The sequence below is a fragment of the Methylomonas sp. EFPC1 genome (genome assembly GCF_016925515.1).
In the GTDB taxonomy this organism is placed as follows: Bacteria; Pseudomonadota; Gammaproteobacteria; order Methylococcales; family Methylomonadaceae; genus Methylomonas; species Methylomonas defluvii.
On record NZ_CP070494.1, the window covers coordinates 4,377,781 to 4,390,228 of the forward strand.

Annotated in this window: 11 protein-coding genes; 3 read left to right on the forward strand and 8 right to left on the reverse strand. The window is 57.0% G+C overall.

Annotated elements, in window-relative coordinates:
- Nucleotides 1-22 precede the first annotated feature (22 nt).
- The 7 genes from JWZ98_RS20165 to JWZ98_RS20195 form a co-directional block, all read right to left on the reverse strand.
- Nucleotides 23-784: an ABC transporter permease gene (locus JWZ98_RS20165; protein WP_205451514.1), complete on the reverse strand. Its 762-nt coding sequence runs from the start codon at nt 782-784 to the stop codon at nt 23-25.
- The gene (locus JWZ98_RS20170) at nt 781-1,725 is read right to left on the reverse strand and encodes an ABC transporter ATP-binding protein (RefSeq protein WP_205451515.1); all 945 of its coding nucleotides are present in this window, start codon (nt 1,723-1,725) and stop codon (nt 781-783) included. Before JWZ98_RS20170 ends, JWZ98_RS20165 begins: the two co-directional genes overlap by 4 nt.
- An 86-nt stretch (nt 1,726-1,811) precedes the next feature.
- Nucleotides 1,812-3,290 carry a TolC family protein gene (locus tag JWZ98_RS20175; RefSeq protein ID WP_205451516.1) on the reverse strand — a complete coding sequence of 493 codons (1,479 nt, stop codon included), beginning with the start codon at nt 3,288-3,290 and terminating at the stop codon, nt 1,812-1,814.
- Nucleotides 3,291-3,410: 120 nt separating this feature from the next.
- Nucleotides 3,411-6,497 carry an efflux RND transporter permease subunit gene (locus JWZ98_RS20180; RefSeq protein ID WP_205451517.1) on the reverse strand — a complete coding sequence of 1,029 codons (3,087 nt, stop codon included), beginning with the start codon at nt 6,495-6,497 and terminating at the stop codon, nt 3,411-3,413.
- Nucleotides 6,494-7,672: an efflux RND transporter periplasmic adaptor subunit gene (locus JWZ98_RS20185; protein ID WP_240348114.1), complete on the reverse strand. Its 1,179-nt coding sequence runs from the start codon at nt 7,670-7,672 to the stop codon at nt 6,494-6,496. The genes JWZ98_RS20180 and JWZ98_RS20185 overlap by 4 nt, the downstream gene beginning before the upstream one ends.
- 141 nt (nt 7,673-7,813) lie before the next feature.
- Complete coding sequence (locus JWZ98_RS20190) at nt 7,814-8,272, reverse strand: PaaI family thioesterase (protein WP_205451518.1); 459 nt, start codon at nt 8,270-8,272, stop codon at nt 7,814-7,816.
- A 96-nt stretch (nt 8,273-8,368) separates the two neighbouring features.
- On the reverse strand, nt 8,369-9,184 hold the full coding sequence (locus JWZ98_RS20195) for an oxidoreductase (RefSeq protein ID WP_205451519.1): 816 nt from the start codon (nt 9,182-9,184) through the stop codon (nt 8,369-8,371).
- A gap of 101 nt (nt 9,185-9,285) precedes the next feature.
- Between JWZ98_RS20195 and JWZ98_RS20200 the strand changes: the two genes are divergently transcribed.
- Entirely contained in the window at nt 9,286-9,729 is a 444-nt protein-coding gene (locus JWZ98_RS20200; protein ID WP_101053249.1) for a helix-turn-helix domain-containing protein, read from the forward strand.
- Nucleotides 9,730-9,898: 169 nt separating this feature from the next.
- Nucleotides 9,899-10,624 carry a glutathione S-transferase family protein gene (locus JWZ98_RS20205; RefSeq protein WP_205451520.1) on the forward strand — a complete coding sequence of 242 codons (726 nt, stop codon included), beginning with the start codon at nt 9,899-9,901 and terminating at the stop codon, nt 10,622-10,624.
- Here the strand turns inward: JWZ98_RS20205 and JWZ98_RS20210 are convergent.
- Nucleotides 10,585-11,541, reverse strand: coding sequence for a LysR family transcriptional regulator (locus JWZ98_RS20210; protein WP_205451521.1), 957 nt, complete (start codon nt 11,539-11,541; stop codon nt 10,585-10,587). The two genes, JWZ98_RS20205 and JWZ98_RS20210, sit on opposite strands and share 40 nt — an antisense overlap.
- Before the next feature lie 329 nt (nt 11,542-11,870).
- Between JWZ98_RS20210 and JWZ98_RS20215 the strand changes: the two genes are divergently transcribed.
- Nucleotides 11,871-12,350 (forward strand): tautomerase family protein, encoded by a 480-nt coding sequence (locus JWZ98_RS20215; RefSeq protein ID WP_205451522.1) that lies wholly within the window; start codon nt 11,871-11,873, stop codon nt 12,348-12,350.
- Nucleotides 12,351-12,448: the final 98 nt, after the last annotated feature.

Consider the following 12,448-nt stretch of genomic DNA (forward strand, 5'->3'; position numbering starts at 1 on the left):
ACTAAGCTACGTTGCTTCAGACTTAATTTCTAATCTTGTACCCGGTTTTAAATACCCACCAGACAAAAATCAAACAGACGGTCAGAAAGCCAAACGTCATGCCTATGCTCATCGCGACATCCACGTCGGCCATGCCGTAAAAGCTCCAGCGAAAGCCGCTGATCAAATACACCACCGGATTAAACAAGGTGACTTTCTGCCACAAGGGCGGCAGCATATTGATCGAATAGAACGCGCCGCCCAGAAAAGTCAGCGGCGTCACCACCAACATCGGCACCACCTGCAGCTTCTGAAAACTGTCGGCCCACAGGCCGATAATGAAGCCGAACAGGCTGAAGGTCACCGCTGTCAGCAGCAAAAAGCCGATCATCCACAGCGGATGGGCGATCTCGTAAGGCACGAACAAACGAGCTGTGCCCAAAATCAGCAAGCCCAGCAGCACCGACTTAGTCGCCGCCGCCCCCACATAACCCAGCAGCACTTCGACCCAGGACACCGGCGCCGACAGCAGTTCGTAAATCGTGCCCGCCCACTTCGGCATATAGATGCCGAAAGAAGCGTTGGAGATGCTTTCGTTGAGCAGATTCAGCATCACGAGGCCGGGGATGATAAAGGCCCCGTAACTAACGCTATCGATGTCGCCCATCCGTGAACCGATGGCTTTACCGAAGACAATAAAGTACAGCGAGGTGGTCAGCACCGGCGCGGCGATGCTTTGCGCCAGCGTGCGAAAGGTACGGGCCATTTCGAAGCGGTAAATGGCGCGGATGCCGTAGATATTCATGATTGCGCCCCTTGTGATTGGTGAACCAGGCTGACGAAAATGTCTTCCAACGAGCTTTCGCTGGAGCTGAGGTCTTTGAAATCGATCCCGTGTTCGCTCAGCCGGCGTAGCAACTCGGCAATACCTGTCTCCTCTTCTTGGGTGTCGAAGCTGTAGACCAAGCGTTCGCCGTCTTCTGTCAGCGTCAACGCCCAGGCGTCAAGTTCGGACGGAATCTCGGACATGGGCTGGCGCAAGGTCAGCGTCAATTGCTTCTTGCCGAGTTTGCGCATCAGCACCGCTTTGTCTTCGACGATGATCAATTCGCCCTTGTTGATGACGCCAATGCGATCCGCCATGTCTTCGGCTTCTTCGATGTAATGGGTAGTCAAGATGATGGTAGTGCCGTTGGCGCGCAGTTCGCGCACCATACGCCACATGTCGTGGCGCAGTTCCACATCGACGCCCGCGCTCGGCTCATCCAGAAACAATATCGTCGGCTCATGCGCTAGCGCCTTGGCGATCAGCACCCGGCGTTTCATACCACCGGAAAGCGACATGATTTTCGCGTCGCGCTTGTCCCATAACGATAAATCCCGCAGCACTTTTTCTATATAAGCAGGGTTGGGCGGCTTGCCAAACAGTCCGCGGCTGAAATTAACCGTGGCCCACACCGACTCGAAGGCGTCGGTGTGCAATTCCTGCGGCACTAGGCCAATGGCGGCGCGCACGGCGCGGTAGTCTCGGACGGTGTCGTGGCCGTCGGCGATGATGCTACCGGCACTGGCGTTGACGATGCCGCAAATGACGCCGATTAACGTGGTTTTGCCGGCGCCATTGGCCCCGAGCAAAGCAAATATCTCGCCGCGCCGAATGTCCAGGTTGATGTTTTTCAAAGCCTGGAAACCGCCGGCATAGGTCTTGTTGACCCCGCGTATGGAAATAATAGGGTCGTTATTCATGGACAATTCGCGGTTAAGAGTTGGCGATAAGGTTTCGTCATGTGATTTTCCTGTTTGCACAATTGCGATGAGTTTCGTTGATTTTGCTATTGCTTGTCGCGGCTAGCGATCGATTTATTGTCGATCCCACTCACCAATGAATCAACTGTCCAGCCGCCACCGAAAGCCCGGTACAACGACACCATCGCCACGCCGACCGCCGTTTCGGCTTTGGCGCGTTCGTCGCTGACAGACAGTTTGCTGCGTTGGGCATCCAAAACGGCCAAATAATTCCCTGCGCCGCGACTATACAAGGTATCGACAAGCCGGTAGGCTTTTTCCGCCGAGGCTTCCGCTTCAGTCAATCGGCCGAAGCTATCGGTCGCGGCACGATGGGCGACGAAGGCGTTTTCGACATCTTCCAAAGCCAACAAGAAAGTCTTCTCGTAATTGGCCGCGACTTGCTCCAACCGCGCATCTGCGGCGGTGATATGGGCGCGGATGCGGCCGGCGTTGAAGATCGGTGCGGAAAGCCCCGAGCCCAGCGCATACACGCTATCCGCCAGACTCGGAAACCCGCCGACCGCCAGTGCGCCGAGACCGCCGCTGGCCGACAAAACGATCTTGGGATAAAGATCGGCCCGCGCCGAACCCAGGCTGGCCGCCGCCGCGCTGACTTCGGTTTGCGCCAGGCGCAGATCCGGCCGTTGCGCCAGTATGTCGGCCGGCAGCAGGTTTGGCATGGCCGGCGCTTGCTTCGGCAACCGGCCGACAGCGGCCAGCCGCGTTCCCAGGTTTTCCGGCGGCTCGCCCAGCAATACGCCCAAACTATGGATCAGGTTTTGCTCGGCGTTAACCAAACCCGGCAGCGTCGCTTCGGTGCCCTGCAACAAGGTTTGCTGGCGGGCCAGATCGGCCTCGTTTGCCAGCCCGGCTTTAACAAATACCTGCGATGTCCTCAGCCGCTCGCGTTGCAAGGCTATATTTTCTTGCAGAATGCCGGTGCGTCGCTGCACGCCGCGCAGTTCCAGATAATTGGTCGCCACCTGGGCCAACAGGCCGACTTGCGCCGCATGCAAGCCTTCCTGACTGCCTTCGGCTTGCGCGGCGGCGGCTTCCGCTTCCAAATGCCGGCCGCCGAACACGTCGATTTCCCAGCGCGCCGCCAGTCCGCCGCTGACGGCATCGGCGGTCGGAGTGATCAATTTGATGCCTTGCTCGCTCGGCACGCCGACGATGCGGTCGATGCGTTTTTCCCGGCCGCCGGACAGCGAGAAATCTAGACTGGGGTACAGCGCCGCTTCGGCGACGGTGACCATCGCGTTGGCTTCGCGGACGCGAGCGGAGGCGATCTTCAGATCGTGGTTGGCGGCCAAGGCTTGGTCTATCAACTCGTTCAGCAAGGGGTCGTTGAATCCTTGCCACCAAGTCTTCAGGTCCGCCGTTTCGGCGGTTTGGGCATTGGGCGCGTGTTGCCAGGTTGCCGGGCTATTGAGCGCTACCTGGTCCCCGACGCGGGTCGGCGTACAGGCGATTAGACTAGCCAGGGACAGTATGGTCAGTGGTGTTAAATATCGATTATTCATTGTAAAACTCCGTTGCCGCATCGCGCGGTATCCGCGAGGATTATCGTAAAAGCGGGGTTTATTCCTTCTCCCCTTGGGAGAAGGTTAGGATGAGGGCATATAAAACAAAGCCTTATCCCCTCACCCCAACCCTCTCCCGGCGGGAGAGGGAGTTTTTGCGTCGGTACGCGCCACTCTGAACCAAGCCGCATACAACGCTGGCAGGAAGAACACCGTCAGCGCGGTCGCCACCGTCAGCCCGCCCATGATCGCGATGGCCTGCGGGCCGAAGAAGTCGTTGCGCGACAGCGGTATCATCGCCAGGATCGCCGCCGCTGCGGTCAGCATGATCGGCCGGAACCGCCGCACTGTCGATTCGACGATGGCCGACCAAGTGTCGAGTCCTGACTGTTCGTCCTGATCGATCTGATCCACCAAAATCACCGAATTGCGCATGATCATGCCGGCCAGCGCCAGGATGCCGAGCAAGGCCACGAAGCCGAACGGCGCTCCGAACAACAGCAGAGCGAAGGCCGCGCCGATCACGCCCAGCGGCGCGGTGCTGAACACCATGAAAGTCCTGGACAGATTCTGCAACTGCATCATCAACAGGATCAGCGTGACAATCAGCACCAGCGGAATCCAGATCAGAATCGACTTTTGCGCGTTCACCGCGTCTTCCTTGGAGCCGCCGGTTTCGATGAAATAGCCGGTTGGCAGGCTATACTGAATCGGTTTAAGTTTCGGGACGATTTCCGCCGCCACGTCCGGGGCCATCTTGCCGTCGGCCACATCGGCGCGTACCGAGATGGCCGGAAAGCGGTTGCGCCGCCAGCGCACGCCGTCCTCGAATACGGTCTCGAATTTGACGAACTGCGACAGCGCTACTGCCTTGCCATTGGCCGTACGCACCGCGACGTCCGGCAATTGGTCGGCGGCGCTGCGTAATTCGGGGCTGGCCCGCCAGACGATGTCGATCAATTTATCCTGCTCGCGCAGTTGTCCGACCGGGATGCCGGTGTAATGCGCCTGCAAGGCTAGTGACAGGCTGGCCGTCGACACGCCCAGGGCGCGGGCCTTGTCCTGATCCAAATCTAAGCGGAACGACGGCATACGGTCATGCCAGTCGTCGTTGACATCCACGGTGCCGGGATGATTGCGCACCACCCCGGCCACCCGCTCGGCAATGCCGCGCACGATGTTGGGATTTTCGCCGAGCACTCGGAACGCCAACGGATAATCCATAGGCGGCCCGACATTGAGACGCTTCACCCGACCGCGCACGTTCGGAAAGTCGGTCTCAAGAATCCGGCGGACGCGCTGCATCACCCGTTCCCGCGCCTGGTTATCCTTGGTCATCACCACCAGTTCGGCCAGATTGGTATTCGCCAGTTGTTGCACGATCAACATGAAAAACCTCGGCGTACCGCTGCCAACATAGCTGGCGACATGCTCCACGTCCTCGTCCTCGGCTAATAACGCTTCCATGCGTTTGGCGGCGGCTTCGGTTTGCTCGAAGGCACTGCCTTCCGGCAGCCACAGGTTGACAATGACTTCCGGTCGATTGGATAGCGGGAAGAACTGTTCGGGAACGTGGGTTAAGGCCACCACACCTAGGCCGAACAAAGCCAGCGTGGCGACAATGACTTTCTTACGGTGCGCTACGCAGGCATCCACCCAGCGCCGCAAGCGGTTGTAGAACGGCGTATCGAACAAATCGTGGATCGGGCCGTCGGCGTTGGCATGCACCTTGAGAATCAAGAATCCCAGATACGGAGTGAACACCACCGCGCCTATCCACGACAGTATCAGCGAAATGCCCACCACCTGAAAAATCGCCACGGTATATTCGCCGGCCGACGATTGCGCCAATCCCACCGGCAGGAAACCGGCGATGGTGATCAAGGTACCGGTCAGCATCGGAAAGGCGGTGGCGGTATACGCATAGGTCGCGGCGCGCATCCGGTCCCAACCTTCTTCCAGCTTGCGGGCCATCATCTCGACGGCAATCATCGCATCGTCCACCAACAGGCCCAGCGCCAGGATCAATGCGCCCAAGGAAATCCGCTGCAAATCGATGCCGCACAGCAGCATCACCAGCAAGGTGGCGGCCAGCACCAGCGGCACAGTCAGCGCCACCACGGAACCAGTGCGCCAGCCCAGGCTCAAGAAGCTGACCACCAATACGGTAGCCAGCGCTTCGAGGAAGGTTTGGCCGAATTCCGCCATCTGGTTTTTCACCACATGCGCTTGATTGGCGACTTGCTCCACGTCCATGCCCAACGGCAACTCGTTTATGATGCCGGCCAGCGTGTCCTCCAGGTTTTTTCCCAGGGCGATCACATTGCCTTTTTTATTCATGGTCACGCCGAGCCCCAGGGCCGATTTGCCGTTGAAACGCATCTTGAATTCCGCTGGATCGACATAGCCGCGCGTCACCTTTGCAAAATCTTTGACCTTGAAGGTGCGATTAGCGAGGCGTACCGCCATATTGGCGACGCTATCTTCCGAGTCGAACGAGCCAGTCAGGCGTATCGGCAGATTGCGTTGCGCGGAAAACACGGTGCCGGCCGGCGCCATGCCGTTCTGCGCCTGCACGGCCTGAGCCACCGCCGCCGACTCCAGGCCCAGTTCGGCCAGCTTTTTGTCGGAAAACTCGACGAAAATCTTTTCATCCTGTACGCCGATCAGATCGATCTTCTCGACATCCTTGACCCGCAACAACTGTTGGCGGACCGAATCGGCCGCCAGTTTGAGGTCGGCATAATTAAAGCCGTCGCCAGAGAAGGCATAGAGCAGACTATAGGTATCGCCGAACTCGTCGTTGAAAAACGGCCCGATGCTGCCGGGCGGCAGCGTCATGCGGATGTCATCGACTTTTTTGCGCACTTGATACCAAAGCTCGGGAATCTCCTTGGGCGGCGTATCTTCGCGCGGGGTGACGAAAATCACCGATTCGCCGGGTTTGGAGTAACTGCGCAGGTAATCCAGGTTGGGCAGCTCCTGGATTTTCTTTTCCAGCCTGTCGGTCAACTGATGCTCGACTTCCAAAGCGGTGGCGCCGGGATAGAGGGTCTTGACCACCATGATTCGGAACGTGAACGGCGGATCTTCCTGCTGGCCCAGCATGTGATAGGCGAATACCCCGCCGAGCACCACCAATGCCAGCATAAAACCGGTGAAGGAGCGATGGTTAAGCACCCATTCGCTGAGGTTGAACGCTTTCATAATTGTTCCTGCCGACCGTGGTTATTAGGCAATTCCGATCCTTCCGGCAAGCGCACAGCCTGCCCCTCGGCCAGACGTTGAACACCGGCGCTGACCAGCAATTGGCCGGCGGCGAGCCCGTCGACGGCAATGCGTTCGCCGGGCTGCGTTTCGCCCAGGCGAACCGGCACGGATTTGACGGTAGCCGCCTGCTCGTCGACCACCCAGACCAATGAATGATCGGGTTGGTTTTGTGGGGTATAGACGGCGGACAGCGGGATGGCGATACCGGAAGCGGTGTTCGCCGTTATATGAACGGTCGCCGTCATGCCTAATTGCGCGGCATCCAGACCTTCCAGCAAGCTGGCCTTGACGCGGTAGGTGCGGCTGGCCGGATCGGCGGCCGAGGCGATTTCGCGGATTTTAGCATTGAGCCGCCGTTCGTCATCGGACCACAAAGACACGCTAACGGCTTGTTGGTGTTTGATTTCCGCCAAGCGATGCTCGGGCACGTCGAAGTGAATTTCCTTTTCGTCGAGCTGGGCCAGTGTCACCACGGCTTGGCCGGCCGCCAGCACCTGTCCGGCCTCGACAGCCAGCGCCGTCACCACGCCGTCGCGGTCGGCATGCAATTCGGTATAGCTCAGCTGGTTATTCGCCTCAGCCAATTGCGCTGCCAGCGCCGCCGTCCGCTCCCGCGCCGTGGTGTAAGCAGTTTCGTGGCGTTCGAACTCCGGCGGGCTGATGACTTGCTGGTTCAGTAATTCGCGGTATCTCACCAGATCGTCGCGCAGAAAATTACTGTCGGCCAGGGAGGAAGCCAGCTGAGCCTTAAGGCCCTGCACGGCCAGGCGGTAATCGTTGCCGTCCAGTATCGCCAGCAGTTGGCCTTTACGCACGGAGTCGCCGACGTCCACTTTGCGCTCCAGCAGTTTACCGGCCACTCGGAAGGATAAGGGCGTCTCGAATCTGGCCCGGACTTCCCCGGCAAAACTTCTGGCGCCGGCGACGGCGTTTTGCTCGATGCGAAACACCTTCACCGGGCGGACAACGGATTGTGTGGGTTTGTCCTGGTCGCTGCAGCCGGCGTTCATCATAAGCGGCAACAGCCCAGCCAGCAGCCAGCCTTTGTTGGTGAATTGGAATTGCAGCCGGTCAGGGGCAATCGGTGTAAACGGCGTATTTGGTTTCGGCATGTGGCTGCCTCCTTCGGTAAAAGGTTGAGTGATATTCGAAATAATCATTCGCTGCTGTTATTGATCAGGATCTCGGCGGCCAACTTGGCATCGACGGCTGCAGGGGAATTACGCTGCAATGGTTCGGCAAAGCAATGGCCATCAATTAGCCTCTCGCCCGAAAATCAATAATGTCGATGACGCCGAGGCATAGAGCTGGTCTTCTGCATCAATCAGACGGGCTTCGGCAAAAGCGACTCGCTTCCCTAACGACAAAACCCTGCCTTCCGCTCTTACCAAGCCCGTGTGCTTGGTCATGGCCTGATGATAGGCAATTTTCAATTCCAAGGTGGTATAGGCCTGCTTTCCGGTTAGTCTGGAATGAACGGCACAGCCGCAGGCGGAATCCAGCAAAGTGGCCGCATAGCCGCCGTGAACGGTGCCCAGGGGGTTATAGGCATGTTCGCCAGGTTTGCCGGCAAACACGGCTTTGCCTAGATCGACTTCCACCAGCTCGAAATCCAGCGACATCAACATTCCCGGCTTACGCTCGGAGGTCATCAGGGCACGCAACTGGTTTAAGCCATTGAGCCCGGCGCCGGTTTCGTTCACAAGACTCATATCGCTACCGTTCCTTCTCGGACATGCCTACTCGCGGCATGCGCCACTGTCATGGCATTCTTAGATGAATAGATCATGTGCTTATCTTCCAATCATTCAGACTATCGGCAGCTGGTTAAACTGGCGCAAGCTCTTGTCCACCAAGGCTTCCGGCATGAAACGACGCAGAAAGCGCACTTGGTTTGCCTGTTTTCCGGCGGTATAGCGCCTTTTGGGAGCCACGGCAGTCGCGGCTTTCAACACCGTGTCGGCGACCACCTGCGGAGCATCGCCCGCATTCACACCATTGCGCATGACCACTTCCATGCCGGCACGCACAGAGTCGTAGACGGCCAGCGGTTGATCGGGCTTGGTGAGGCTGGCTTCGAACGCGGTGCGGGTATATCCCGGTTCCACCAGTACCACCCGGATGCCGAAGCTGCGCAGTTCGTGGTCCAGCGATTCGGAATAGCCTTCGACCGCATGCTTGGTCGCGGCATACAGCGCGTTGTAAGGCGCTGGGATAAAACCAAGGGCGGAGCTGATATTGACGATTCTGCCTTTCCCTTGCTTGCGCATGGTCGGCAACACGGCATTGGTCACGCGAGTAATGCCGAACACGTTGACGTCAAACAAAGCCTGGGCTTGCGCGGTGGACGATTCTTCCGCGCCTCCTAGCAAGCCGACACCGGCATTATTGACCAGCAGATCGATGCGTCCGGCCTGTTTCAAGACCTCGGCTACCGTGTCGTTTACCGAGGCTTCATCGGTGACGTCGCAGCTCAGCATGGTGATGCCGTCGACGCTTGCAGCTGCCTTGCGGCTGGTGCCGAATACGCGGTAACCCGCGCGTTGCAGGGCCTTGGCCGTTACCAACCCAATGCCAGAGGATGCACCGGTGATCAAGGCTACGGCTTGGTCTTTATTGTTCATATCAAGTCTCCCGTGGGGTGGATTGTCTATCGCTTAAGTGTTACTATCATTTTGAAAGCAATGTTACTATCAATTTAATATTAAGTAACTACTAAAAACGTATGAACGATAAAAATATTTGTGCTGATCCTTGTCCTATCGCGCGCAGCCTGGCTTTTCTCGGCGACGCCTGGAGTCTATTGATTCTGCGGGACGCGCATTTTGGCCTGACGCGCTTCGACCAGTTTCGGAAAAGCCTGGGTATCGCGCCGACGATGTTGACCCGGCGCTTGGCGACGCTGACAGAGGAAGGCATCTTGGAAAAGCGGCTTTACTCGGAGCGTCCGCCACGGGAGGAGTATGTGTTGACAGCCGCCGGCCGCGATTTTCTGCCGGTGTTGATTATGATAGGGGCATGGGGTAGCCAACACCGTAGTGGCGGCAAACTGGTGTATATCGAGGACGCCGAAACCGGGCAGGCAATTAAACCAGTGGCCATCGACGAGGTGACGGGCGCAAAGATCGGTTCACGGCCGATTCGCTTTGTGTTGCCGGATGGCGGCTAATCTTTGGCCCATTTCTGCGTATAGTCCAACCGCATGTCAAGAGCCGGATTCAGCCAAACACTGCATGGTACTATTCGATCACGACACCGTTTGTTTTATAGAGGATGCAATGGCCAGCTATTTCTGGAGCATGTCGCCAGTGTTTACAGAGACATAAACAAAGTTCCGCATGATTACGTTGTATCAATTTCCCAGAGCCTGGAACATTCCCAACCCCAGTCAGTTTTGCGTAAAGCTGGAAACGTATCTGCGCATGGCCGGTATCGAATATCGGATTGCCGAAACTTTGCCCCTCTATGCGCCCTTCGGCAAGCTACCTTTCATAGAAGACAACGGCCTAAAGCTTCCCGATAGCCGGGTGATTATTCGCTACCTGCAACAACATTATGGCGACAGCCTGGATGAGCATCTGTCGACCAAGCAAAAGGCCATAGCTCTGGCTTGGCAACGCTTGTTGGAAGAACATTTGTATTGGGTATGCATGTATAGCCGCTGGCAATACGGAGCGGAGAATTGGCAAATCAATAAGCAGGCGATCTTTCAAGGTTTGTCCCAACCCATGATGGACATAGTTGCCGCAATCTATAAGCGGCGGATTCGGGGACAACTACGCGGCCATGGCATTGGCCGACTAGCCGCTGCCGACATTTTCGAATTGGGCCGGCGCGACGTGGCGGCTCTTGCCGCCGCGCTTCACGGCAAGGCGTTTTTGCTGGGAAATCGGCCCAGCAGCGTCGATGCTTCGGTCTACGGCATATTGATCAATTTGATGGCTTGTCCGGTTAGCTCGCCGGTCAAGGATTACGCCTTAACGCAATCGTCGTTAGTCGATTATTGCCGGCGCATCCAGGTCCGCTATTTTCCCGAGCTGGGCGAACCGACGTTTGGGGAATGATGGTCCAGCATGGCGCAAGCGGCGCGAATTTCATCCCTTAGCCAGCGGTTGGCAATATCCTGGTCTTGCAGCGGATGCCAGACCATGACCGTGTCGTAATGCGGTAAATCCAGCGGCAAGGGCACCCATTGCAATGGCAAGTTCCGGACGAATTGCTCGGCCGTTCGTTTGGGAAAAGCCATGACCATGTCCGTTTGTGCCACGATCAACGATGCGGACAGAAAATGCGACACGGTCAGCGCCACACGCCGCTCGCGACCGTGTTCCGCCAACCAGGCGTCTACTTGGCCCATACCGGCCCCGGTTCTGGATAGCAGAATATGCGGCAGGTCGATATAGTCTTCCAGCGTCAATGCCGCATTCACTCGCGGGTGGCCTATGCGGGCCACGCAGACCATGAAATCGTCGAACAGGCGTTCGCAATTTAGATGCTTGGGTGGATTCAACATCACTTCAAAACCCAGTATCAGGTCTATCTCGCTTTGCTCCAAGGCATTAATAGGAAAGCGGCTGCTGGTACGTTTGAAATGAATATCTACGCCGGGCGCCTGGCGGGCAATGCGCGGCGCCAATATCGGCAACAGCAAGGCTTCCACGTAATCCGTTGCCGCAATGGTAAAAGCGCGCCGGCAGGTGGCGGGATCGAACGGCGCCGGCGCGCGAATCAAGTTTTCCACATCTTTAATGACCGCCGATACGGGAGCCACCAGTGACAGGGCGCGTAGCGTCGGTGTCATACCCTCCGGGGTTTTCACCAGCAATGGGTCTTCCAATTGTTGCCGCAAGCGTTGCAGCACGTGGCTCATTGCCGATTGGCTGATGAACATTTTTTCCGCCGCCCGCGACACATTACGTTCCTTCATCAGCAGATCGAAGGCGATCAATAGATTCAAATCAAACGTTCTTAAGTCGGCCATGGCTGGGTTTCCGGAATGTAAACGCAGGCTATGTTACCGAAAATGCCTGGGGCGTTTGGCATCAATTATTTTCATATGCGCATGAATACAAAGCATTTTACCGTTTGCCTCCTCAGGCATAGATTTACCGCCGACGCAGCCGCTGCCGTTTAGTTTCTACCCAAGGAATATGCATTAGTTTCCCCCAAGGAACTTGCAAGTTAACGCGGTGGCGCGTCGCCTGACTCTCAATCGTGCATCAAGCGCCGGGTTTTGGCGGGATGCTGATTGAGAACAACAAGGTGGTTAGCAGTATCACCAAAACTTACTCAAATATCAGGAGAATCATCATGCCTTTGTGGAAAGTCTACCATCCCAGCGGAGCCTTCAGCGCAGAAGACAAACAGGAACTGGCTGAACAAATCACCAGCGTCTATGCGGCGGTGCCAATCCCAAGATTTTACGCCGTCGTTATTTTCGAAGAAGTGGTTAAAGGCAATTGTTTTGTCGGTGGCGTGCGGAATGACAAGTTTATTCGCTTTAAGGTTGACCAAATCGCCCGGACATTGCCGGGACCGATCATACGAGAATGGTGGATGCGAACGCTTGACGACGTGATTGCGCCTTTTGTCAAAGAGCGTGGTTTCGATTGGGAGATTTCAATTGACGAAACCCCATTCGATCTTTGGTCGCTACAGGGCGAATTGCCGCCGCCTTTCGAGTCGATAGCGGAAAAGCGCTGGGTTGCGGAAAACAAGGCTAGCCCTTACACCTACCCGGAAAAACTACCCGCAGGCCACTTTTTACTGACCCCAGGCGTAACGGGTTGATTGACTATTAACCCGGCCCTAATTATCACGGGTATTCCGTTCGGGCTGAGCGGAAGCCCTGGCTGGATTGCCTTTCGACAGGGCGAATAGGATTTAAG